22 protein-coding genes, 1 tRNA gene and 1 other RNA gene are annotated in these 23,518 nt (G+C 58.8%); 12 read left to right on the plus strand and 12 right to left on the minus strand.

Features of this window, described 5'->3' with window-relative positions:
- The first annotated feature begins 76 nt into the window (after positions 1 to 76).
- Positions 77 to 928, plus strand: coding sequence for a helix-turn-helix transcriptional regulator (locus LOH53_RS04370; protein ID WP_230066566.1), 852 nt, complete (start codon positions 77 to 79; stop codon positions 926 to 928).
- A gap of 13 nt (positions 929 to 941) precedes the next feature.
- Here LOH53_RS04370 and recR read toward each other — a convergent pair whose 3' ends face one another.
- From recR to ffs, 3 genes are all read right to left on the minus strand, one after another.
- A complete protein-coding gene (gene recR, locus LOH53_RS04375; RefSeq protein ID WP_230066505.1) occupies positions 942 to 1,541 on the minus strand; it encodes a recombination mediator RecR in 600 nt (199 codons plus the stop codon).
- A 56-nt stretch (positions 1,542 to 1,597) separates the two neighbouring features.
- Positions 1,598 to 4,462 (minus strand): DNA polymerase III subunit gamma and tau, encoded by a 2,865-nt coding sequence (locus tag LOH53_RS04380; RefSeq protein ID WP_230066506.1) that lies wholly within the window; start codon positions 4,460 to 4,462, stop codon positions 1,598 to 1,600.
- Positions 4,463 to 4,544: 82 nt separating this feature from the next.
- Positions 4,545 to 4,640, minus strand: an RNA gene (gene ffs, locus LOH53_RS04385) — signal recognition particle sRNA small type.
- 208 nt (positions 4,641 to 4,848) lie between these two features.
- Between ffs and LOH53_RS04390 the strand changes: the two genes are divergently transcribed.
- The 3 genes from LOH53_RS04390 to LOH53_RS04400 all read left to right on the plus strand — a co-directional run bounded on the left by LOH53_RS04390 (position 4,849) and on the right by LOH53_RS04400 (position 6,117).
- Positions 4,849 to 5,061 carry a hypothetical protein gene (locus LOH53_RS04390; RefSeq protein ID WP_230066507.1) on the plus strand — a complete coding sequence of 71 codons (213 nt, stop codon included), beginning with the start codon at positions 4,849 to 4,851 and terminating at the stop codon, positions 5,059 to 5,061.
- A 372-nt stretch (positions 5,062 to 5,433) separates the two neighbouring features.
- A tRNA-Ser gene (locus LOH53_RS04395) sits at positions 5,434 to 5,521 on the plus strand.
- A gap of 116 nt (positions 5,522 to 5,637) precedes the next feature.
- Positions 5,638 to 6,117: a glutathione peroxidase gene (locus LOH53_RS04400; RefSeq protein ID WP_230066508.1), complete on the plus strand. Its 480-nt coding sequence runs from the start codon at positions 5,638 to 5,640 to the stop codon at positions 6,115 to 6,117.
- A gap of 57 nt (positions 6,118 to 6,174) precedes the next feature.
- On the opposite strand, the gene LOH53_RS04405 is transcribed toward LOH53_RS04400, so the two are convergent.
- Positions 6,175 to 7,062 (minus strand): Cof-type HAD-IIB family hydrolase, encoded by an 888-nt coding sequence (locus LOH53_RS04405; protein ID WP_230066509.1) that lies wholly within the window; start codon positions 7,060 to 7,062, stop codon positions 6,175 to 6,177.
- A gap of 122 nt (positions 7,063 to 7,184) precedes the next feature.
- On the opposite strand from LOH53_RS04405, the gene LOH53_RS04410 reads away from it, so the two are divergent.
- Both LOH53_RS04410 and LOH53_RS04415 read left to right on the plus strand, forming a co-directional pair.
- Entirely contained in the window at positions 7,185 to 7,484 is a 300-nt protein-coding gene (locus LOH53_RS04410) for a type II toxin-antitoxin system VapB family antitoxin (RefSeq protein ID WP_230066510.1), read from the plus strand.
- Positions 7,477 to 8,340: a LytR C-terminal domain-containing protein gene (locus LOH53_RS04415; protein ID WP_230066511.1), complete on the plus strand. Its 864-nt coding sequence runs from the start codon at positions 7,477 to 7,479 to the stop codon at positions 8,338 to 8,340. The genes LOH53_RS04410 and LOH53_RS04415 overlap by 8 nt, the downstream gene beginning before the upstream one ends.
- On the opposite strand, the gene LOH53_RS04420 is transcribed toward LOH53_RS04415, so the two are convergent.
- The 4 genes from LOH53_RS04420 to kynU all read right to left on the minus strand — a co-directional run bounded on the left by LOH53_RS04420 (position 8,337) and on the right by kynU (position 11,902).
- Complete coding sequence (locus LOH53_RS04420) at positions 8,337 to 8,963, minus strand: TetR/AcrR family transcriptional regulator (protein WP_230066512.1); 627 nt, start codon at positions 8,961 to 8,963, stop codon at positions 8,337 to 8,339. The two genes, LOH53_RS04415 and LOH53_RS04420, sit on opposite strands and share 4 nt — an antisense overlap.
- 45 nt (positions 8,964 to 9,008) lie before the next feature.
- Complete coding sequence (locus tag LOH53_RS04425) at positions 9,009 to 10,274, minus strand: type II toxin-antitoxin system HipA family toxin (RefSeq protein ID WP_230066513.1); 1,266 nt, start codon at positions 10,272 to 10,274, stop codon at positions 9,009 to 9,011.
- Positions 10,275 to 10,296: 22 nt separating this feature from the next.
- Positions 10,297 to 10,503, minus strand: coding sequence for a helix-turn-helix domain-containing protein (locus tag LOH53_RS04430; protein ID WP_230066514.1), 207 nt, complete (start codon positions 10,501 to 10,503; stop codon positions 10,297 to 10,299).
- A 133-nt stretch (positions 10,504 to 10,636) separates the two neighbouring features.
- Positions 10,637 to 11,902, minus strand: coding sequence for a kynureninase (gene kynU / locus LOH53_RS04435; RefSeq protein ID WP_230066515.1), 1,266 nt, complete (start codon positions 11,900 to 11,902; stop codon positions 10,637 to 10,639).
- Between the two features lie 115 nt (positions 11,903 to 12,017).
- Here kynU and LOH53_RS04440 point away from each other — a divergent pair, with 115 nt between their 5' ends.
- On the plus strand, positions 12,018 to 13,331 hold the full coding sequence (locus LOH53_RS04440) for an MFS transporter (RefSeq protein WP_230066516.1): 1,314 nt from the start codon (positions 12,018 to 12,020) through the stop codon (positions 13,329 to 13,331).
- A gap of 11 nt (positions 13,332 to 13,342) precedes the next feature.
- On the opposite strand, the gene LOH53_RS04445 is transcribed toward LOH53_RS04440, so the two are convergent.
- The 3 genes from LOH53_RS04445 to LOH53_RS04455 are packed head-to-tail and all read right to left on the minus strand — an operon-like array spanning position 13,343 to position 16,411.
- Positions 13,343 to 14,152 carry a carbon-nitrogen hydrolase family protein gene (locus LOH53_RS04445; protein ID WP_230066517.1) on the minus strand — a complete coding sequence of 270 codons (810 nt, stop codon included), beginning with the start codon at positions 14,150 to 14,152 and terminating at the stop codon, positions 13,343 to 13,345.
- 28 nt (positions 14,153 to 14,180) lie between these two features.
- Entirely contained in the window at positions 14,181 to 15,524 is a 1,344-nt protein-coding gene (locus LOH53_RS04450; RefSeq protein ID WP_230066518.1) for an APC family permease, read from the minus strand.
- The gene (locus LOH53_RS04455; RefSeq protein WP_230066519.1) at positions 15,521 to 16,411 is read right to left on the minus strand and encodes a carbon-nitrogen hydrolase family protein; all 891 of its coding nucleotides are present in this window, start codon (positions 16,409 to 16,411) and stop codon (positions 15,521 to 15,523) included. Before LOH53_RS04455 ends, LOH53_RS04450 begins: the two co-directional genes overlap by 4 nt.
- 88 nt (positions 16,412 to 16,499) lie before the next feature.
- Here LOH53_RS04455 and LOH53_RS04460 point away from each other — a divergent pair, with 88 nt between their 5' ends.
- Together LOH53_RS04460 and LOH53_RS04465 are read left to right on the plus strand one after the other, a co-directional pair.
- Complete coding sequence (locus LOH53_RS04460; protein ID WP_230066520.1) at positions 16,500 to 17,264, plus strand: FadR/GntR family transcriptional regulator; 765 nt, start codon at positions 16,500 to 16,502, stop codon at positions 17,262 to 17,264.
- Positions 17,265 to 17,317: 53 nt separating this feature from the next.
- On the plus strand, positions 17,318 to 17,653 hold the full coding sequence (locus LOH53_RS04465; RefSeq protein ID WP_230066521.1) for a hypothetical protein: 336 nt from the start codon (positions 17,318 to 17,320) through the stop codon (positions 17,651 to 17,653).
- Here the strand turns inward: LOH53_RS04465 and LOH53_RS04470 are convergent.
- A complete protein-coding gene (locus LOH53_RS04470) occupies positions 17,650 to 19,089 on the minus strand; it encodes a DUF5129 domain-containing protein (RefSeq protein ID WP_230066522.1) in 1,440 nt (479 codons plus the stop codon). The genes LOH53_RS04465 and LOH53_RS04470 overlap by 4 nt on opposite strands.
- 305 nt (positions 19,090 to 19,394) lie before the next feature.
- Between LOH53_RS04470 and LOH53_RS04475 the strand changes: the two genes are divergently transcribed.
- Genes LOH53_RS04475 through LOH53_RS04485 form a run of 3 tightly spaced genes read left to right on the plus strand, consistent with a single transcriptional unit; the run spans position 19,395 to position 23,486 of the window.
- Positions 19,395 to 20,564 (plus strand): ABC transporter substrate-binding protein, encoded by a 1,170-nt coding sequence (locus tag LOH53_RS04475; RefSeq protein ID WP_230066523.1) that lies wholly within the window; start codon positions 19,395 to 19,397, stop codon positions 20,562 to 20,564.
- A 38-nt stretch (positions 20,565 to 20,602) separates the two neighbouring features.
- Entirely contained in the window at positions 20,603 to 22,366 is a 1,764-nt protein-coding gene (locus LOH53_RS04480) for an ABC transporter permease (RefSeq protein WP_230066524.1), read from the plus strand.
- Positions 22,359 to 23,486, plus strand: coding sequence for an ABC transporter ATP-binding protein (locus tag LOH53_RS04485; RefSeq protein ID WP_230066525.1), 1,128 nt, complete (start codon positions 22,359 to 22,361; stop codon positions 23,484 to 23,486). Before LOH53_RS04480 ends, LOH53_RS04485 begins: the two co-directional genes overlap by 8 nt.
- The last annotated feature ends 32 nt before the right edge of the window (positions 23,487 to 23,518 follow it).

Raw genomic sequence — 23,518 nt, forward strand, 5'->3', positions numbered from 1 at the left:
AAATCAGTTAACCATCACGAACACCGGCACGGAAGTCGGTGTCACTACTAGTAGTGAGAGTGATAGTTTTGAAATGATGAATGAAGAACGACGGCGGGAACTGGGCCAGTTCCTGCGCGACCGTCGAAACAACCTGATCCGAGCCGAACACGGACTGCCACCCGTGGGACGGAACCGCACGGTGGGGCTACGACGGGAAGAGGTCGCAGCTTTCGCCAACGTCAGCGTCACCTGGTACACGTGGTTGGAACAGGGGCGGGACATCAACGCATCGCGACAGGTGCTTGAATCCGTTGCTCGCGTCCTGCATTTGACGAACGCGGAGACCTCCTACCTGCTAGCCCTGGGAGGCTATTCACCCGTCCGAGCCGCTGAGGTAGCCGTGATCGAGGCGGCGCCGCCACACTTGCAAGGGCTACTGGACGCTCTCGGATTTCCAGCATTCGCAGTGGCTCCGGACTGGGGGATTGCAGGCTGGAATGATGCTTATGCTGGCCTCTATTCGCGAATTGCCGACGTCGAACCTGCTGAGCGGAACCTGCTCTGGCTGATCTTCACTGACCCGCATCTTCGCGAGATGCTGCCCGATTGGGAGGAGACTTCGCGCCACTTTGTAGCCGAATTCCGCGCAGAGGCTGGGCCGCGGCTTGGGTCTGTGGCGCATACGGTGCTGGTCCAGCGGCTAATGGCGGCAAGCCCGGAGTTTGCGCAGATTTGGGCTGACCGCAAAGTAGAAGGGTTCGCATCCCGTCAGCGCGTGTTCGTGCACCCTGCAGTCGGCGAACTGGTGTTCGACCAGCTCCGTCTGGTGCCTTCGGACGTGCCGGAGCTGCATTTTGTGCTGTACGTCCCCACGCCTGGCACCCCTACATGGGAACGACTTGCCCGGATGGTCCGCGCCGATCGTGAAGATGGGCGTGGTCTGTAACTAGGCATTCACTTTAGGCCAGAGCGTTTCGCCGTCCCTCAAAGGCCCGTCCAAGTGTGACCTCGTCCGCGTATTCCAAGTCGCCGCCGACCGGCAGCCCGGAGGCCAAGCGGGTTACCGCAATACCAAGGCTGGCCAACATGCGCGAGAGGTATGTAGCTGTGGCCTCGCCCTCCAAGTTGGGATCAGTGGCGATGATGATTTCGGTGATCTGGTTGTCGTTGAGTCGTGTCAGCAGTTCCCGGATGCGCAATTGCTCGGGCCCGATCCCCGCGATGGGATTGATGGAGCCGCCCAAAACGTGATATCTGCCGTGGAAGGCGCGGGTTCGTTCCACCGCCATGACGTCTTTTGACTCCTCCACCACGCAGATCACAGTCTGATCCCGGCGTGGGTCGCGGCAGATGTTGCAGAGTTCTTCTTCGGTAACATTGCCGCATACCGTGCAAAACTTTACGCGTTCCTTCACGGTGACAATCGCACGCACCAGCCGTTGCATGTCCTCGGTATCTGCCTCCAAAATGTGGAATGCCAGCCGCTGGGCTGACTTGGGACCAATGCCTGGTAGGCGCCCCAGCTCGTCGATGAGCTCCTGAACTGCTCCTTCGTACACGTTTCCTCTTGTTCTTTTGGTTCTAAGCTTGGTAGCTAAAAGCTAGTTGAATTGTCCTAGCGTGTGGTGTTCAGCGGACGTTCCTCGATCAACACTCCGCCTAAGATACGTTCGACGGCGCCCTGCCCGGCCACGCCAGACTCCTCAAGAGTGACGTCGTCCGGGCTGGGAACATCCTCCACATAAGGTGCGTCGGGGCCGCCACTTGCAGCTTGTGCCCTACTGGCCTTTGCCTCGGCACTGTTGGAAAGTTGCTGGTACCGGCTCAGTTTTTCGCCACCGGCAGGCGCGACGAATATTTCTGGGGGGACAGCTGCCGGCAGCGTTTGAGCACTGGTGCTTCTTGCTGTTGGCGCAGGTGCTGGCCTTTCGGGTGCTGGCCTTTCGGGTGCTGGCGCGGCGGTGGGTGCCCCCTCGGACGGCGTTGGCGTCTCCGGCGCACCGTCACTTGTTTGCTGTGCCGGAAGCGCTGTAGCTGCTTGCGACCAATCAGGTGCGGATCCCGGTGCTCCCCAGCCGGGATCTGCCACGTGAGTGCGGGAAGCCGCACCCAAGGAGACTCCCCAATCTACAGACGTGTCAGCTGGGGTGACTTGGTCTGTAGCTTGCTGCGCCTGGGCGGCCAAAAGTTCGCTGCGGCGTGGCGCCGCGGAAGGTTGCGGGATGGCAGCGGCGGTTTTCGCTGACGCGGGTGGAAGGTCCCAACCCGTGGTCCAAGCTGAGATGGAGGACACCTTGGGACGATCCGGCACCTGTGTAAGCGCAGGCGCGGGGGTTGCCTCGGGCGCCCAATTATCCTCCGCAGGCTCATGATCCCACTCCGGCTCCTGCGGGATCGGGCCGTCCCAGCCGTCCGAGGCAGGGGCAGCAGCAGGAACGGGACTGGACCCGGCTGCACTGGAAAGACCAGCAGATCCGGTCACTCCAGCCTTGGCAGTTTCTTCAATGATGAAACTAGCTGGCCGGTCACCGCTTGGCCGGGGTGAGTCAGCGGGTACTTTTGGGTTTGGCTCAGCGCTCGTTTCACGGGAAGGACCGTCACCCGTGGTTGGGTCTATCTGGCAACTAATACCCAGCGTGGTGTGGATGGCCTGACGCAAGTTCTCGGAGTGACCGCTACCTTCAAATGTTTGAATGAGTGCCGTGGTGGGCAGGGCAACACGCAATGTTTCGCCGTCGAAGGCACGGGGAACAACATTCTGGTTTACCAAGGCCCACGAAGCCTTGCGGATGTTACCCAAATTAGAGAGAATCTCAGGCCAGGCTCGGCGGATGACTTCAATGCCGGACGTCCCCACAGCCGCCGGGGCATCAGCGGGAGTCTGGGTAGCTGGGGCGGGTGCTGTAGCTGGAGCCGGGGTGGACTCCTTTTCAGCGTGGGTTGGAGCCGCTGAAGTGGGGGCCGGGGCAGACTCCGCTTTCGTGCCGGAAGAAGTGGCAGCGGCCGGTGCGGACTGGACTGGCGGTGCCTCAGAACTGTCCTGAGCGGAAAGATCATCCCATGTTGGGGCGTCCGCCTCAGTTGAGGTTGCTGACGCCGGGGCGCGGCGGCTAGCGACCTGGGCTCCGGCGTCAGCCTTGGCCTTGGCAAGCTGAGCACGAACCGCAGCCAGCCCCCCTCCGGATGCGTGGGAGGCGTCGCCAGGGGAAAGGTCGGGGCCAGGAGAAACGTTGGATGGGGAAATTGATGAGGCCGCCTGCGGGAGAGCGCTCAGCGTTTCTGCGGCTTCTCCAGCCTGGGCCGGTGCCCCACCATAATTGAGGCGGCGTTCCATGGCATCTAGTCTGGCGGTCATGCCACGGACAGAGGCATCAGCGCCGGGTAGTAGTAGGCGCGCGCCCAACAATTCCAAGTGCAGCCGCGGAGAAGACGCTCCTGTCATCTCGTTGAAAGCAGCATTGGTGACGTCAGCGGCCCGGGAGAGTTCGGCGGCGCCAAGCTGTGCGGCCTGCGTCTGCATGCGCGCAATGAGTTCCTCTGGAGTGCCTCGCAGGATCGCATGCGCATTCTCTGGCATGGCCTGAACAATGATGAGATCCCGGAATCTCTCCAGTAAGTCCTCAACAAAGCGCCGGGGGTCGTGGCCGGTCTGGATGACTCGGTCCACCGACTTGAAGACCGTAGCGGAATCGCTGGCTGCCAAAGCCTCAACGACGTCGTCCAGTAGCGAAGCGTGGGTGTAACCGAGGAGGTCGACGGCCAATTCGTAGTCTAGGCCCGCGGTCCCGGCGCCAGCCATGAGTTGATCCAGCACTGAGAGGGAGTCGCGAACCGATCCGCCTCCGGCGCGGATCACGAGGGATAGCACGCCGGGAGCGACGGGAACGTTTTCTGCCTCGCACAGCATGCTCAGGTACTTCATGAGGGGCTCGGGCGGCACCAGACGGAAAGGGTAGTGGTGCGTACGCGAACGGATGGTGCCAATGACCTTGTCCGGCTCGGTTGTGGCGAAAATGAACTTAATGTGTTCCGGGGGCTCTTCAACAATTTTCAGGAGTGCGTTGAAGCCGGCTGAGGTCACCATATGGGCCTCATCGATGATGAAGATTTTGTAGCGGTCTCGGATGGGGGCAAAAGTGGCGCGTTCGCGAAGATCGCGGGCGTCATCCACGCCGCCATGGCTGGCCGCGTCAATTTCAATAACGTCCAGAGAGCCGGAGCCGCCGCGAGCTAACTCAACGCAACTCGCGCACGTGCCACACGGATGAGACGTAGGACCCTGCGCGCAATTCAAACACCGGGCCAGGATGCGAGCCGATGTGGTCTTGCCGCAGCCTCGGGGCCCGGAAAACAGGTACGCGTGGTTGACCCGGTCTTTATCGAGCGCGGCCATTAGGGGAGCTGTGACATGCTCTTGGCCGATCACGTCCGCAAAAGAATCGGGACGGTACCGGCGGTAAAGGGCTGTTGGTGCGCTCACAGGTTGAACCCTATCTAATCTGCCTGAAAAAATACCGGGGCTGCCGCAGACCGTGCAAATCTGGGGATAACTTCGGGGCAAAAATAAAGACCCCCCATGCACCCGCCAGAGCCCGCTTACCCTTGCTACCTTCCGGTCCTGGGGGAGTTCACAGGGTGACGCCGCATGAGGGGCCGTCCAACAGCCTACCCGAAGGGGCGGGCGGGATGAAATTAGCTTCGAGGATCAACCATTTCAATTGACAGGCAACGGTGGTACGTTCGCCACAGAGAGGCGCCCTGTCTATGGCAACAGTTGTTTGCGTATGCAGGAAGCGAAGTTCACGGACAAAAGTGCTCCGGGCGGAGCCTCCAGCTGCCTGAGGCCACGAGGAGCTGACGGACGCCATGATTTACGGAATTTTTCAATGGGCATTTTTGACCCTTGCTTTTGTGTGCGGCATCAGCGCACTTTTACGCCTCGAGGTATTTTCGACAAACACCAGCCAACGTGCGCATCGTCATTCGGAACAGCAATTTTTGTTGTGGATACTGACAACGGTATTTTTGCTCGGTGGGTTTGTGGCCGCCGTGTTGGCAGTGAACCACGGCGTGCGATAAACGCCGGCGTCCTCATTTGCTGTGATTATTTGCGCGGAACAATAGATTTCTTTAAATGCGATCACGACAAAGATGAAGTAATTATGGTGCGGAATATCATAATCACATGACAATGTTGTAAAGTTTGTAAAGTACACCGATTTTGGCAAGGAGCGCCACTATCGCGTGTCTCGGAGCGAGATCGCATCTTTGCATCTCCGCACCGCATGGTCTGCATTTTTGATGGACCGTCAGTAGGAATAAGGGTAGTAGGGCTTGAACGGAGTCTTACTACCCTTATTTTCTCTTCTATTGTCTGGGGTCTGCGTGCGATTCGTAACTTCGGCACTTCTTCAGGTACTCTTGAACCTGCCGTGTTCACCACGGCAAGCTGGAGGATTCGCCTAGCGGCCTATGGCGCACGCCTGGAACGCGTGTTGGGTTAACGCCCTCGGGGGTTCAAATCCCCCATCCTCCGCCAGCTACAAAGTATCCCCTGGAAGCCTTGTGTTTCCGGGGGATTTTTGCTGCCCTTGACAACCCTGGGTATGCCTGAGACTGTCGGGACGTGTCGCGTGCTGGCGATAGGATCAGGGTGTGAGTACACAAAATCTGAACAATATTCCCGTAGCTCTGAGCGAAGGCACTAAAACTACGCTGGGTACCCTGGGCGGCAAGGCCACTTTGGTCGTGAACGTGGCGTCGAAGTGCGGCTTTACCGCGCAGTATTCTGCTCTGGAAGCCCTGTATCAGACGTTTAGAGAGCGCGGTTTGGTGGTTTTGGGCGTTCCCTGCAACCAATTCGGGGCTCAGGAGCCGGGCACTGACGAGGAGATCGTTGAATTCTGCCAGAAGAATTTTGGCGTCACGTTTCCGCTGGGCGCCAAGGCGGATGTTAACGGAGCCGATGCGCACCCGCTCTTTGCGGAATTGACCTCGCAGGGCGCTGACGCCGTGAAGTGGAACTTTGAGAAGTTTCTTCTGAGCAGTGACGGCGTTTTGCTGGCACGGTTCGATTCTGCGACCACTCCCGATTCGCCGGAGCTTGTGACCGCCGTCGAATCAGCCCTGGCGTAACAACCATGAGGCGTAACTACCCAAGCCCACGAATCGCCGTGGCGGCTCCGCTAAGAACTAACCCCTGACGGCGTCGAGCCAAGCCTGCAAGAAGGAGGCGCCGGCGTGGTCGTGAATGATGTCAGCGCCGAGGCCAAGGTCGGCGGCAGTGAGCACTTGGTAGGGCTTAGTGGGGACACCGTCTTTTGGACGCACGTCCACGTGTTTTACCTCGTGCCCTTGATGATGCAGCCAGTCGGCCATGGCGTAGTCGGTACGGGAATCACCCACTGTCCGCCAAGCCGCAGGCACGATGCCTTCTGCGCAAAGCAGTTCAACGGCCCGGCTGGCGCCCAGATCTTTGCCTAGCCGGACGGACTCTATGTCAGTAGAAATGATAGAGGGATCCACTCGGTAGTTGATGTCGCCGTCAGGCGCGGGGTAGCGATGCTCTAACCGCACCGCGCCCAAGCCGTGCCGTGACATCAGTGCCAGGACGTCAGAATCAAAGAGCTTTTGTTGCGTCAGATAATCGTCATTGTCTACGGCCACTAATTGTTCTACGGAGACCATGGCACGCTTGGTTTCGTCAAAGAACATGTGATCTGCATAGGATTCCCCCACGAGGGATCGGACATCGTCAGCAAAGCTGGTTGGCATGGCCAAATCGCGGTCCACGTGAATGGTGCCGGGACCGTTGGCGGTGAAGCTGAACCATACGGCGCCCTTCTCGCAAACCGCATGGACAACGGATCGGGCTGGAATGCCTGCCGCGATCATGGGTGCCATGACCTGCTCAAGGATGAACGCATCCGAACGCCCCGTGTTGAAGACCACGGGGATGCCCACTCGAAGTAACGCATTGAGGCTGGCAATAATCCCAGGGGCCACTTTTCGCGTGATAGGGCTGGCAATGGGTCCGTCCACGTCGAGTAGCAACGCAAGGGGTGGGGTGTCAAGGCTCATGAATCTATGATTGCAGCCTCCCGCGTGGTTCGAAGACCAGAACTGTAACCATTTGGCAACACACCCGGCGGCGCGCACGTGCGGCAGTTCCCAATCGCGCGTCCAGTCCATAGTCTGGGGTGGTGATCTTCAAAGCAGTCGGTAACAAACGGCCCTATCCCGAGCATGGCTACGTGACGCCCAAGGATTGGGCGGCGGTGGCGCCGCGCCAGGTGAGACTGGCGGATCTGGTGACTACCAAAGCGCAGTTGGACCTTGAGGCGCTGTTGGCGGAGGACTCCACTTTCTTTGGGGACTTGTTCCCACACGTCGTGCAGTGGTGCGGAACGTTGTATCTGGAGGATGGGTTGCACAGGGCTGTGCGCACAGCCCTGCATCAGCGGACCATTCTTCATGCCCGGGTTTTGGTGATCGATGACTAGCAAGGACGACGGCGGCCCCGGCATAGACAGCAAGGACGGCGGCAGCCCCGGCATGGACAGCCCGGACGGCGACAGCCCGGACGACGGCGGCCGATCAGCAGCCAAACAGGCGCGGAAAGCCGAGCGCGAGGCTCGACGGCGCGCCAAGGACGACGCTTACGAAGAACGGCTGGCCCGCAAAAAGTCCAAGGACGTGAAGTTTTGGCACGGGCGACAGGTCATCGACGCCGAAGGGCTTTCGGAGGCTTTTCCCGAGCCGGAAACCCCTGAATACGCGCCAAGCACTGTCCGGCGTCGGATAGTCCATGGAGTCACCCTCGTAGTGCTGCTGGCTCTTGTAGTGACCGGCGTCGTCCTGGCAGGCATGGTACAGCGCGGTGAGCTGGAACTGAAGTTAGGCTTTCAAAAACCGACGCCACCTGCGATTACGTGCCCCAGCGAGACCCTCGACTACCCGGCTAACGCGACTGTGGTGGTCAACGTCTATAACGCCGGCGCCATGGAGGGTATGGCTGGCCAAGTGGCGGAGGCGCTGAAAGTGCGCGGCTACCAAGTCAAAGTGGTGGCGAACGCAAATACCAGTTATCGCGCCCCCGTGGTGGTGGTTTCCGGGCCATCCGGGCATGCTGCTGCTTTCAATCTTCAGCACAATGTGGCCGACTCGGAATATGTCCAAGATGACCGTGCGGACGCCAGCATCGATTTCATTTTGACCGGTGACTACAAGGGGTTGGTGGAAGCGCAGAAAGTTGACCAGACCCCCGGCCTGCTCTCCTGCCCCAGGCTTAGCCCTTCACCGAAGCCGTCCGTGGCGCCCAGTCCGTCACCAGCACCGGATCCGGGAAAAATACCCTAGGAATACGTGACGGGACGGCCATCGGCGCCGAATGAGGCGCCCACACCAGCCTGGATGAAGCGTACGGCTGCAGCCACCCTTGCTTCGTCGGGGCTTTCGATTTTGCGCCGAGAAGCGCTGGCCGTCAACGATCCATGAATGAGCTGCACCAGCCCTTCTACGTCCGCGACGGGCAGATAATGTTGGTCCATGCCGTCTCTAAGAATGTCTTCGAGGATCGTGTTCAGCTCACCGACGTGAACACCGAGCTTGGCAAATGACTCGTTGGAAAGTACCGAACGCATGGCGGGGCCCGGTGGAAGATGCCGCCGGGTGAGGTCCATGAGTTGTGCCCGCACATAAAGCGAGAGCCTATCGACGGGGTTTTGAATTCCGGCCAGCTTGTCCTTGAGATCCGTGACGAATCGACCCGTCTCATCTAGGGCAAAGGCGACGAGCAACTGCTCGATGTCAGCAAAGTAGTTATATACGGCAGTCCGGCCAACGCCTGCGGCCCGGGCGACATCGGTCATCGTTAGCCCTGGCAGCCCGTGGCTGAAAAGGAGCTCACCAAAAGCGTCGAGAACTTTGCGCTGAGTCTGCTCGCGTTGAGCCGCGTTGGTGGGGGCGGCGATTCGTGGCATATAGACACTTTACCGTCAATTCGTCACTAAACGTCTATTGCGTGTTCACTTGCGCCTGATCATGGCCCGTCTAATATCCAAAACACGTACGACGGCGTCGCTGACGTTGGGCTCGAAAGCCAACTCTGTCGCGCTCAAAGTGGAGACAGCAAGAGCTTTGTCGATGCATTTGGCGGCCAGACGTTGCGGTAAGCGCAAGCTGGTGCCGAAGCGGAGCCAGTCCGAGCGTGTCAGAGCTGTCCGCATACCTGCGCGCCCACCAATCGGCAATGCCATGCCAGGGTCCCGGGACGGATCCCCATCGGTGAGCTCCGTGAGTATGCCCCCGGGGACTCCGGCCGCGAATCCTTGCTCGATTTCGCCAGCCAGCGTGCATTGGAGATCGTAAGCCGGGGCGAGGAACCACTCGCCGCTAGGGTGTTGGAGCACAGAGATGTTCTTGGCGTGGAGATTGCCGTTGCCGGTGAGCCACGCGAAGAGGAACTGTAGAAAGACGTTCCGGGCTGCCAATAGCTGGGCTGAACACATGGCTACCACCGCTGCTGCGACGGCCTCACTTGGAACGGAGTACTTGCGCGACGGCGGCAATCCCAGGAGTTGGGCGCCGTCCTCGACGGCTAAGGGCCCGCTGGGGGACCTGTCAAAACGTGAGACCAGTAGCCCAGGCTGGCCAGCGCTGTCGTGCACTATGCGGGCGTCGGCCACGGGGATGCCCAGCCTGCGGGCTTTGTTGAGCATGAGGTACTCGGTCTCCACCCGGCGGGGGTGGCTGGCATCATTGAATTTGAGGAGGTATGCCCTTGAGGGGTCCTTGTCCTGGACGTAAGAGGCTGTGACCTTGTCCTGCGAACCTGACAACGCCGAGGGGTCCACGGGACCTGGGATGGCCGCAAAGTCACTGAACCTCACTGATGGCATGGTTTTGGTGAGCTGTAGCAGTGGCGCAACGGGGATCAGGGGGGTGCCTGCCGGCAGGATGTGGACGTCCCCTACCGGATTTGTTCCGGCAGCCAAGAGTAAGGAAAATTCATCAGCAATGGTCGTTTTCACCGCCCAGCGGAGTTTTGCGAGGCGTTCACCCTCGGGTAGGAGCCCGGCGAAGAAGGCGGGGATTGAGCCGTGACCTAAGATGACCGGCAGATCGAGGACCGGCAGCGTGGAAGCGATGGCTGGACCGCCGGAGCTAAGGTAAGCCGGCAAGTAGGCAAACACCACGCCCGTGCCTGCGTGACGGGTAAGGGTCGCCGCCGGGCGCCCGCTCTTGTAGACCACTGCGTGATGTACCTTTTTGGCGTCTTCAAAATTTTTCACAAGCGCGCTCTGATGCGAATGATCATGGGCGTTGCACGCTTAAGCCCACACTCAGCCCCAAAGCGTTGGCCACGGCGTGGAGAATATCCAACCTGATCGTCTCCCGCCCATTCTCCAAGTCGCTGAGAACGCGGGTGGAAATATCGGCCAGATCGGCGGTTTCTATCTGGGTTAGTCCCAATTCGCGACGCCGTGTCTTCACCACTGCACCAAGCTGTGCCGCATTCATGCTTTGGCCTTTCCCCGCAGCGCGTCCGCGTGCAGCTAGGCATCAGTCTACGGTTCTTGGTCTCATTCTGTGCACGATCCTGCCGAAAATTCGGGTGAGTTCATTCGGGTGAGTTCAATGTCCGCATGGGCTTTTAGGTGACGGCCAGCCGTTCCTGGAACTTCGAGGCATCCCACAAGCGGTTATCTAAAATGTCAAACAATGCCTCCACGGCATCCCACACGTCGACGAAGCCCAAGTACAGGGGAGTAATCCCAAAACGGAGTACGTGTGGCTCACGGTAATCGCCAATGATTCCGCGAGCGATCAGCGCCTGCATGATTGCGTAGCCATCCGGATGGGCGTAGCTGACATGGCTGCCGCGGCGCTCGTGCTCCATCGGTGTGATGAGCTCGAGCGGATGTTCTCCGCGCCGGGCAGACACCAAGGCGATGAAAAGATCAGTCAACGCCAGCGACTTTGCCCGCACGGCGTCCATGGACGCGGCAAGGCTCACGTCCAGGCCGCATTCCACCAACGCCATGGAGAGAACAGGCTGTGTCCCGCACAAAAACCGTCCAATGCCAGAGACGGGTTCATAGGAATCTTCCATGGCAAACGGTCTTGCGTGCCCCCACCAGCCGGAGAGTGGCTGCCAGAAACGGTCGTGGTGGGCGGCGTTAACCCAGATGAACGCGGGGGAACCGGGCCCACCATTGAGGTACTTATAGGTGCAACCCACGGCGAAGTCGGCGCCAGCTCCGCGAAGATCTACCGGGACGGCACCTGCCGCGTGGGCAAGATCCCACACCACAAGGCCGCCGGCGTCGTGTATTTGCTTGGATGTGGCAGTCATATCCCACATGGCACCGGTGCGGTAGTTGACATGGGAGAGAGCGACGACGGCCACATCGGCGCCCAGCGCTTCCTGAAGCGACAGCGTTTCATCGATCAGACGCACCGAATAGCCTTGGCCTAGGAAGTCCGCAATACCTTCAGCCATGTAGATGTCAGTGGGGAAGTTGTCCCGTTCGGTGAGAATGACAGTGCGTGCCGGGTCTAGGGATTGTTGGATACGAATGGCGGCCGCCAGCGATTTAAACAGGTTGATTGAGGTGGTATCCGTGATGACCACTTCATCCGGACCAGCGCCGATCAGCGTGGCCAGCTTATTCCCCAAGCGCCCGGGCAGATCAAACCAGCCAGCAGTGTTCCAACTGCGAATCAGGCCCGTTCCCCACTCATCCTCCAACACACGTGTGGCTGTAGCCAGAGACGTTCGCGGGCGTGCCCCCAATGAGTTGCCGTCCAGATAAATAAGTCCTTCGGGCAGTAGGAAGTCCGTACGAAAGTTACGCAGAGAGTCTTGCGCATCCGCAGCGAGGCAGGCGTCCCTAGTGGTGGGCAGTACGGTTTCCATGAAGCATCCTTGCCGTTGGGGTCAGTGCAGGCCAATCCTAAACCTATGGCCGTATTTTTCTCCGGTCAAGGAATACTGACCCCCGATGCCCCTACCCGGTCGCTAGTGTTGTGACGTGAGTAACTTCGTTGCAAAAAAGCCCTGGGCCGGACGGATCGGCGCACTGCTAGGGATCATGGTCATGGCGCTGAGCCTGCGCACCGCCGTATCCGTGGTCCCACCTCTTCTGGGCGAATTGCGTGGTGGGCTGGGATTTAGTGCATCCACTATCGGGCTGCTCGCCATGCTCCCGCCGCTCCTTTTCGCCGTTTTTGGCCTGCTTACACCAGCTCTCATCCGCAGGTTCGGCTTGGAAAAAGTGCTGGTGGCCTCAGTTCTTCTGGCGGTGGCCGGGCAGTTGGTGCGGGCCACCAGCGGGCACGTGTGGCCATTTTTGGGCTGGTCGGCGGTTGCTCTTGCCGGCTACGGCATTGGCAACGTAGTGCTCCCGCCGTTGGTGAAAAAGTATTTTCCGGATCGCGTGGCTCTGGTGACGGCGGGATATGTGACCCTATTATCGGTAGGCACGGCCATCAGCCCCCAGTTTGCGGTTCCTGTTGCCACCTTGAGTAGCTGGCGAGTATCCATCGGCATGTGGGCGGTGGTCAGTCTGGCAGTTCTGCTGCCCTGGGGTGCGCAGGCTTTGCGAGACCGGCGCGATCGGCCGAAAATCGCGCAACTGCGCCCCGCGGTAGGGCTAACAGCTCCGGGCACTTTGCCGGCGGCCCACGCGGCAGTGCAAAAACTGGTGCCCTGGCGCTCGCCCGTGGCCTGGGGTCTGGCGATCTTCCTGGCAGGGAACTCCGCTCAGACCTACGTATATTTCACGTGGCTGCCGCCCTATTTGTCCGGTCAGGGCTTGGATGCCGCCACGGCTGGATCAGCATTGGCGTACTTTGCCATTTTGGGGCTGCCCGTAAGTCTGCTGGTTCCTTTGTGGGTGCCACGCATGCGCAACCCGATCCTTGCGATCTCCGTATTCGCGTTACTCTGGGCGGCCGGACACCTAGGTCTTTACCTTTCGCCCATGGACGGCACCTGGCTATGGGTGACACTGTCCGGGCTGGGCCAGGGAACTTTTGCAACGGCGTTGCTCATGGTGAATCTGCGTTCCCGAACCACCCACGGTTCTTCGGTGCTCTCTGGCTTCAGCCAAGGCGTGGGGTATGCCGGAGCCGGTCTGGTGCCTTTGGTCTTCGGCACGATCCATGATTCGACCGGGTCTTGGACCTTATCCTTTGCGATGCTGGGCGTATGCCTGGTGGTGATGATGGTGGGGGCGCTCATGATCAATCCACGCCGCTATATTGAAGATTCCGCCGTCGTACCGGCCAGGGATGCCATGGCCGGACCTGCCGGACCTGCCGGACCTGCCGGCGGAATCCGGTAAACGGTCCTGGATCAGGTGGGGGGAGAAGTCCGCCGCCCCCACTCGATCCGGCGCTGAACGCTGGTGGGAAAGTGCTTGCGGACGTCAGCGACGGTGTCCACGCAAACCTCCGCTGTCACGAGGCCAACTTCCACACCAAGCTCCGCCACGACACCACCCATGGGGTCAGCTAGCAGCGAGTGGCCTACCGACACGGGGGGAGCCTGACACGAGCCGGCAACATACAGGCTGTTTTCAATGGCTCGCGCTGCCAGCAGAGTCCGCCATTGTGCCATTTTGGACTCTCCGGGGACCCAAGAGGAACAAACCAGCAAGACCTGTGACCCGGCGTCGGACAGGGACTGTGCCTGCTCCGGGAAACGAAGATCGTAGCAAGTCAACAAACCGAAGCGAACGCCGTCAACGCAGAAGGTCACCGGATCAGTTGTCGGTGCCGGAGCCACGTACCGGGACTCTTCGAACCCCTGGGCATCAAAGAGATGTACCTTGCGGTAGGCGGCCAGTAAAGCGCCGTCCGGGCCAAATGCCACTAAGGTGTTGAAGGCTCTGGCAGGATCCGGGGAAGACTCAACAAAGCCGCTCACCAAAGCGATCTCATGACGCTTGGCGATTTTGGCGAGTTCACAGCCGATCTGACCGTCCAGAGGCTGAGCCACGGTAGGAAACGTGGCGTCGACCATCTTTTTCTCATAGGTGGCGTACTCAGGGAACGCAATCAGCCGGGCACCCCTCGATGCTGCCTGGGCGGCGAAGCGGTCAATGGCTTGCAGATTGGCGCCCACATCAGCACCAGAAGCCAATTGTCCCAAGGCAATATGCACGTGGAAAACCTTTCGTATCGCGGTGCGGCTAGCCTACAGCGTCCTCTAGCGTGGCCATTTCCGGTGGCGCCTTACGGAAGCCTTTGGTGATCAAAAGCAGGACCACAATGCCCACCGCCAGCCACGACAAGCCCAAGGTGACGGCATTGACGTCCAGTTGCGAGAGCAGATAGCCGCAGATCACAGCGCCCACGGCGGGGATGAGAACGTAACTGATAGGGTTCAGCAGCGTTCCGGCGCGGCGCTTACGCACGTAGTGGAAGATCACCGAGAGGTTCACCATGGTGAAGGCTGTGAACGCACCAAAATTGATGAATGACGTGGACGTGGCGACGTCCAAGAAGATGGCGATCAGGCCAATGATTCCTGCAATCACAATGTTAGCCACGGGCGTATGGTACTTGGCATTGAGCCTGCCAAATACCGCTTTGGGCAGAACCGAATCCCGTCCCATGGCGTACATCAGTCGTGACGCACTCGCTTGGGCTGCCAAACCGGAAGCGAACTGTGCAGCAACGAGTCCGGCCAGGAACACGGCACCAAAGAAAGTCCCGCCGATCTCCAAAGCAATCTCGCTGGCTGCTGACGCCGAATCGGCAAAGACTCCCCCGGGATGGACCAACTGTGTGAAGTAGGCAACCACCACGAAGATCCCGCCACCAATCAGGGCAATCAGCATGATGGCTCTGGGCATATTTTTCTTGGGATCAATGGTTTCTTCCGTCAACGTGGTGACGGCGTCAAACCCGAGGAAGGAGTAGGCCGCGATAGCTGCGCCAGCGCTAATGCTGGCCACACTAGACCCGGCATTGAAGAAGGGGACCGAGCTAGCCAGGCCCCCCGCTCCTGATGTGCTCACAATGTGGCCGATCGATAAAGCGAGGAAAAATACGATGACCAGGATCTGGAACGCCATGAGAACGTAGTTCGCCTTATCCGCAACTTTGACACCCAGAATGTTCAGTGCGGTGGTGATCACAATGAAGAGCACAATCCATACGGCAATGGGGATGCCCGGGAATTGCGCGCTGAGGAACGATCCTCCAATGAGCCAAATGACCATGGGTAAGAACAGGTAGTCGAGCAGGATGGCCCAACCGACCAGGAAGCCCACTCGGGGATCGATCGACTTGCGCACGTAGGTGTAGGCGGAGCCGGCCACTGGGTAGGCCACGGCCATGCGCCCGTAGCTGTGTGCCGTGAAAAGCATGGCCACCATCGCCACCATATATGCGGCAGGAGACGCCCCTCCCGTAGTTTCGGCGATGATGCCAAAGATTCCCAGCACGATGATGGGCGTGAGGTATGCCAAGCCAAAGAGTACGAGGGAGCGCAGATTTAGTGTTCGGATAAGGGTTGGTTGTTGTGTCAAGGGGTGCTCCTCTTTGAGCGGGAGTTGGGGTTCCAGGTGGCGGGGTCAATCCGACCCTGATAAATAGGGAGCTCGATCGCGTGCTCCCCAGGGCGAAACTGTGACCACATGCGGTTCAAACCGGCTGTTCCGTTGTTGCGGACATGTTCGACGGCGGACAGGTCAAGGTGGGCTGTCAGGACGGTGGCTTCGGCTGTGGCGGCTTCGGTGATGACGTGTCCTTCTGGATCTACGATGATGCTCTGGCCTTGCCCTGTGGGAGCCGCGCAGTTCACGCTGATCATGAAGACTTGGTTGACGATAGCGTTGGCGCGGGCCAGTACCAGTTCCTGCTCCCTGTCCGTGGTGGTGGTCTTCACGACGTTGATGATGACCTCAGCGCCCATCCAGGCGAGCTGTCGCGTTACTTCAGGAAACCAGGCGTCGTAGCAGATATTCAGTCCGGCTCGGCCGTAGCCTTCCAGATCAACGGTGACAAATTCATGGCCCGGGTCGTAGGGCTCAAATGGACGCCACGGAAAGATTTTTCGATAGTGTGCCGCAAGCTTTCCGTCGGGCGAGATAACTAATTGAGTGTTGAACAATTCCCCGTTTTCCCCGCGTTCGCAGACGCTTCCGGGCACTAGCCAGATCTTGAACTTGGCGGCGACCTCTTGGAGCCTTTTTACGCGCGGGCCTGACAATGGTTCGGCGCTTTCGGCTAGGGCCTCGTTACGCAGCCGGTCTGGTAGGTCATCGCCAAAGAGGTGAAGCTCGGGGAAGATCACAAGTTTAGCTTCCGGCATTTCGGCAAGTAGAGCTTGCACTTCTCGCTCAAACGCCTCCAAGTTTTCACCTATGAGGTGCGGTTTTGCTTGTGCTGCAATGACAGGCAAGATGCGGGACATGTGAGGCTCCAGAGTTGATTATTGTGAGGTAACCCATATTAGATCATATTGATCCAATAACAAGAGAGTTGGCCTAGAGTCTCGTAAGATGAACGGTATGACCTTCGAAGCTGAGCCTCTGAGCGAGCTCTCAGCCATGGACGATGCCGTTCTGGCTGGCCTTGACCGGCGCTCGGCTATCGATGCCGTCCGAGTTCGCATCGGCACTGCGATCTTGCTGGGCTTAATGAAACCGGGAGAGCGCCTACCAGATAAGGACGACGTCGCATTGGGACTTTCCGTCAGTCCCATCACCGCACGCCGAGCATTGACCAGTTTGGCCGAGGAAGGCGTCGTGGTGCGCCGTCGCGGACGCAATGGCGGGACGTTCGTGGCTGACTGCCCACCCAAGGACGTACTGACATCTCTGGCAGCACCGATGGACCAGTTCGGTCACGTCCATCGTCTGGTTGACCGCCGGATGCTGGGTGAATGTGCCGTCACGCATTTTGCGACTTTGAATATTTCAGCGGACCAGTTGGATCGTCTTCATGAATTGACGGTGGCGATGGATGCGGCCTCTAGCTGGTCCGTCTACCATCAGCTCGATGAGCAGTTTCACCGACTTGTGGCCCAGTCGTCGGCTCTATCTGCGGCCGTAGACGCCTATTTGGAGACTCTGATGGAACTGTATGAGTATTTCATCCCCTACCCAATCGAAAGCTTGCACGGTTCAAATCAGGACCACATTTCCTTGGTCCGCGCGCTCAGGGAGGGCCGGACGGAGGCCGCTGTGGAGATTTCTCGCCAACATGTAGATACCCTTCACCGCACAATGTTCATGGCACTTTCGGATGGAACAGCGCAGGCGTAACGTCGCCGCGGCCAAGTACGCCATGGCCGGACCCACGGGAGGATGATGGAATCATGACAGACAATGGATTGGCTGCGCGCCGCGACGAATTGGAAAATGCGGCCGGGGATCTCAGAGAACTGTGCGAGGACGTTGCAGTGCCCATGCAAAACAAGCAGTACGTGACATATTTTTGTGGCGTGACGGAGCAGGCAATCGCGCAACGAGCGCCGCGGCGAAAAGCTTTTTATGCCGCGATAGAGCGCTATAGCGCAGCCCATGCAGCCTTGGAGCAGGAACTTGCCACCGCAGGATATGCAGCGCGCGAGATCGCGAGCATTGAAAAGGAAACCGCGCGCTTTGAACAGTTGCGCCAAGAGATCTGCCAGGCTTCCGGAGACGCACTTTAGAAGCTGGAGGAGCTGCCGGAACCTGAGAAGCTGCCACCGCTGGAACCGTAACCGGTGCCGCCTCCACCGCCTGAACTGGAGCGGGCAGAATCTACACTGCTGCGGCCGCTGGAATAGGCATGCCCAAACGTGCTCACTGAGTAAAAAGCGTTCATGCCCATAACGGTGCCGAGGATATTTGCCTGCCCATAAGCTGGCGCTCGGCTCTGCTCATGTTCCATGGCGCTGCGCATCTTTTCCGCTTCTGCCGGTGTCCGGGCATAGGCGTTCACCATTGCGGCGGCAAGTTGTGTCAGCAGTCCCTCCAACTCGGAACGCACACCGGCCAACTGGTCGAGCGCTTGCTCGGGGGAGAGCTGGCCCGTCCCAATCTGGGATGCCCACAGTGTGAGCCCCTCTTCCGCCCGGTTGTTGAACGAGCCCAGAGCTGCTGCTGCGGCCAGACCGCGAGCCTCTTTTCGGTTAAGTAGCTCCGGCAAAGTGGTCAGATCCGCTCTCAGTGGGCCAATCTGTCTGTCCCAGGCGCCCTCCCAGCCCGAGAATTTGTTCAGCAGCGTGTTGGTGTCCGCAATGACATCATCCAATCGATCCAGCTCCACCGCGGCGTCGGCGTAGCGCGCAGCTATCTGAACATTAGTGGCCTTAGAAAAATCCTTTTTCGCAAGTGCGTGGGCTTGCTGATTCAACTCCGCAGCGTCGCCATATTTGGTGTTGAAGTTGCGGTACTTTTCCAGAACGCGAGCACCGTAGCTGGAGGACTCAGGGATTGTCTTGGCATTGAGCTCGGTAGCTGGCAGGTCAAGGCTGACGCTGGCAAAGCTGGCGTCAGCCCGCTTGAGGTGCGCGGCAGCCTTGCTACGGTTACGAACCCTGATGCCAAACCAGGTACCGAAGCCTGCAAGAGCCAAAACACCGGCAATGGAAGTGATGGCAACGAAGGCCGCAGATCGGTACCAGGGCTGGTTGATCAGGGCCGCGCCCTTCTTGATACCTGCGATGGTGCCGTCGGTCCACTGAGCCAGCCTGAAGTCGGCTTTGCTAGCGTCCTGAATGGAATCCTGCTTGGCTTGGGAGACCTTCCGGTCCTCACCCATGTACGTGCCAACTTTGTGATTTTGAACATCGACGGCAAAAATAAATAGTCCGTCAGCCCATTTTTGTCCGTCAGCACTAATCCATTCCGGATGGTTGGCCCGGGCAAAACGCAGTACTTCTTCGTTGATTTTCTCCCCGGGCGCGCCACGACGAGTGTAGATGACCACCTGCGTGGGTTTGTAGAAGTCAAACTGCTCTACAGCTGGGAGCAGCGCAGGCTGGTACAACACCCCGGCGGTATCTTCCACCACAATGCTCCCAGGAGCATCGGCTAATGCCGTGGGTGCGAGCCCAAGGAGTGTCATCATCGTCAAGGCCAAAATACTTAATAACTTTTTCATGATCCCCACATCTGGATGAAGCCGCGTTGGATCGACTCTACCCAAAGCCGTGGCCAGGTGCTCAGACTGCTCTCAAAGACGGCCAATTACGGATACTTTGATGCCCAAAAACATGACTGGCGGGGTCCGCGCTAGCCCAGAGACGACGTCGGCCACTATCAGTGGTTTAACACCGAAACAGTGACCAATACGACCAAAAGTGCCGTGAAATTGTCCAATACGACCAAAAGATTGTTCGCCAGTGGCCTCTTGCGCACCATGAATTGAGAACAAATGAAGTGTTCCAGATCACAAAGGAGTGAACGATGTTTCACGATTCCACCAACAATGCCAGTTCCCTGAGCCGCCGCCGCGTGATGGGGCTCGGGCTCCTAGGCGCCGCTGGCCTGGCAGCCACCCTCACGGCCTGCGGCACGTCCGCGGGCCCAGGGACAACGAAACCCGGGGCTGCTGGATCCGGCACACCAAGCTACTATCCCGCTGACTATTCCAAACTCATGGATGCATCAAAGACGGAAGGTGGCTCCCTTGTTATCTATTCCAATACCGATCAGGAGAACTGGGCGCCGATCCTTCGGGACTTCAAGGCCAAATATCCTTGGACCAAGGTCTCGGCAGACAACCTCGACAGTGACGAGGTATTTCAGCGCCAGCTCAGCGAGTCGGCCACCGGCAAGGCTCCAGCAGACATGCTAGTTTCCAACGCCGTGCAGGCCTGGGCAAGCTACGCTACAAAGCCAGATTCCCTCATGAGCTACGACTCGCCAGAAACAAAGCAGCTGCCTGAATTCGCCCAGCTGATGCCTAACGTCTGGGCCATGTCGCTTGACCCGGTAGGCATCGCCTACAACTCAGCGCTCATGAAGGATGCCCCAACCAGCATCGCCGACCTGGCCAAGATGGTCTCAGCTGATACCGGAAATTACAAGAATAAGATCACCACTCGCGACGTGAAGGGCGCCTGGGGCTTTAGTGTTTCCCACGCTTTCACGCAAGGAAATTCCAAGTCCTGGAACAGCCTCGATGAGATTTTGCCGCAGGCTCGTCCGGAAACTTCCTCCGGAACGCAGAAAGAAAAAATCCTCTCCGGAGAATACTTGGCGGGCTTCTTCATCAGCTCCGCAGTGGGCTATCCGGCCGAAAAGGCTAGCGGCGGACTCGTGAAGTTTGTTCTGCCCAAGGACGGCACCGTAGTTCTAGGCCGTGGCATCGGGATCACACCCAAGGCTCCGCACCCCGCCACGGCGAAGTTGTTCCTTGACTTTGTCTTATCCGAAGACGGCCAGAACGCCGTAGCAGAGGGCGGGCTGAGCTCCTACCGGGAGAACGTTGAACTAAAAGAAGGCCGCCACACCTATCAGGAAGTGGAGAAACTGGCCGGCAAGGACGCCATCATCCGGGTCCCCTACAAGGTGGTCCCGGAGTCAGAGGTCACCCCCTTCGTCTCCAAATGGAACGCCAAACTCGGCAGCTAGCATCCGTTTCCTTCGACAGTGACCAGGCAGGCTAAGTAATGACCACCACCAGCACGGACAAAATAGTCCGGCCGACGGCTGGCCGATCCGCCCTTCCGGCGCCGAAGTACCCTCGGGTCTTCGGCGTCGGGCGGGGACGGCTCGTGCAGTACGGCGTTTTCATCCTTTTGGCGCTCTTCGTCCTCGCGCCGATCGTCCCGATCCTTTACCAGTCATTCCGTGACAGGCCACTGTATGAGGCCGGCGGGATACTGACAGCTGATAACTACGGCAAGCTGTTTACAGATGCCGGCTTCGGCCAAGTCATCTTGAACACGGCGATTTTCGCTTTCGGCACCACTGTGTTGACGCTCCTAATTGCGATCCCGATGGCGGTACTCGTCGTGCGCACCCGCCTGCCCTTTGGTCGGTTGCTAGGGCTGTCAATGCAATGGCCTTTCTTCATCTCATCGCTCATCCTTGGCTTTGGCTGGATCACACTGTATGGGCCAGCCGGGTTCGTCAGTGTCCAGTTCCGTCAACTCTTGGGGTTCGTGCCATGGAACCTCTACTCCTTGGGAGGCATGGCCGTCACCGAGGCGGTAGGGCTTGCCCCAATCGCCTACGTCTTCTGCGCTAACGCCCTGCGCCAGTCGGACGCATCGCTTGAGAGCGCCGCCCGTGTATGCGGTGCCGGTCCGCTGCGGATTCTCTTCCAGGTGGTGGTGCCCATGCTGCGCCCGCCGATTGTCTACAGCTCCATCCTGATCTTCAGTATGTCGCTGGAAACACTCAGCGTGCCGCTGCTCTACGGAACACCCGTGCGGATTGAAGTGTTCTCAACGTTCCTTTACACCAACGGACTGCAATCTATTTCTCCCGACTACGGAATTTTGGGTGCCGCCTCCACCCTTATTTTGGCTGTGACGATTGGCACCGTGGCCATTCAAGCGAAGGTCCTCAAGAATGCTCAGCGGTTCATTTCTGTTCGAGGGAAGGCCACCCGGCCGCGGTTGCTGGACCTGGGCTGGATTCGTTGGATTGCCGTTGTGGCCATTGTCATTTACATCATTTTCGGTGCGTTGCTGCCTATCCTGGGGTTGATCTTTAGATCATTCACGATGATCTTCACTCCGCTGCAAAACCCCTTCGAATCGCTCACGCTCTCCAATTACGAGCGCGTGTTCACGTTCCCTGTTTACGTCCAATCCATCACGAACAGCATCGTGGTGGCAGTGGTGGGCGCCATTTTGGTCAGCGTGCTGGCATTGCTGGCTGTTTTGGTTGCGCGGCGCTCGCCGTTTAAGTTTGCCCGCAGCGTGGAATATCTGGCGTTGGCGCCTCAAGCCATGCCCGGAATTATTGTGGGTATCGGATTCTTCTGGGCCTTCGCCCTCACACCCGGTGGAGGATGGATTCAGGGGACGCTGGTGGCGGTCATTATCGCTTTTGGACTGCGCGCATTGCCCACCGCCTTCGGCTCGATTGCTCCGGCAATCATGCAGATCGGCAACGAACTAGACAACGCTGCCAGAACCTCGGGTGCGGATTGGTTCGGTACGTTCTTCCGGATTCTGCGCACACTCCTGCGGCCAGCATTTGTGGGTGCGATCATCTTGGTGTTTGTCACCATGATGAAGGAATATTCTGCCGCATTATTTCTTTCCTCGGCCAACACCGGCGTGATTGGAACCACCATGCTCGATCTGTGGGTGCAGGGCAATACCGGTTCCGTCGCCTCACTGGCCACCATCCAAATTGCAATCACTGCAGTGTTCGTCGCCGTGGCGAGCCTGTTCATGAAGGGACATACCGATGCCTGAAGTAAAAGTCAGCGGACTACACAAAAAGTTTGGCGACGTGACAGTTCTCAACGACATAAATTTCACCATCCGGGAAGGGGAATTCTTCACCCTTTTGGGCCCTAGCGGTTGCGGAAAGTCGACGACGCTGAACTGTATTGCCGGCTTGGAAACTCCCAGTTCCGGTGCCATCACCGTGGACGGTGTCCCTTTTGTTGATACGCACAAGAAACTGTACGTACCCACTGAGGAACGAAACCTAGGCATGGTCTTCCAGTCCTACGCTCTCTGGCCACACATGAGCGTTGAGGCGAACTTGGTCATGCCGTTGGCCATCCGCAAGGCTTCCAAGGAAGAAAAATCCGTTCGGATCCACGAAGCCCTGGAAACGGTGGGACTCTCACACTTGAAGGATCGTTACCCTCACCAGCTCTCAGGTGGGCAGCAGCAGCGCGTGGCCCTTGCGCGCGCACTGGTGTATTCGCCGTCGGTCCTCCTCCTTGATGAGCCGCTGTCCAACTTGGATGCGAAACTGCGCGAACAATCACGCGCATGGTTGAAGCGCCTCCAAGTGGAGCTGGGCATAACCACCGTGTATGTGACCCATGACCAAGATGAAGCGCTGTCACTTAGCGATCGGATCGCGGTGATGTTTGACGGCCAGATGGCGCAAATTGGCACGCCAGCTGAAATCTACGAAAAGCCCGCGACTGCTGCCGTCGCCGCTTTCGTTGGAAGCTGCAATTTCTTCACCGGGCGGCTTGAAGGGCACCATGGGGGGATCGCCTTGGTCCGCCTGGACAACTCGGGGATCCTCGTAAAAGTAGCCAGTGCGCTGACTTTGGATAAGGGCGACGCCGTCACAGTAGCTGTGCGTCCAGAAAGGCTGAGCATCACGTCCAGAACAGCTGATGTAACCGGGGCCAATGTGCTTGAAACCACTGTTTTGACGCGTTCTTACGTCGGTTCCAGGTACGAATATGGGCTCAAACTTGGAACAAACGTGGTCCAGGTGATTTCGCCTTCCGGTGATCTCGACGGCGCCGTTCGGCTCGTCTTCGAAGCAGAGGACGCCCTCCTTTACGCGGGATCCTCAGTTCCTTCCGCCGAGGCTGCTGAATTGATGACGGTCGCGTCATGATGCGCAGGTCATGACGGAGCGCGTCAGGTGGC

This window comes from Arthrobacter cryoconiti (assembly GCF_020905375.1).
Classification (GTDB): domain Bacteria; phylum Actinomycetota; class Actinomycetes; order Actinomycetales; family Micrococcaceae; genus Specibacter; species Specibacter cryoconiti.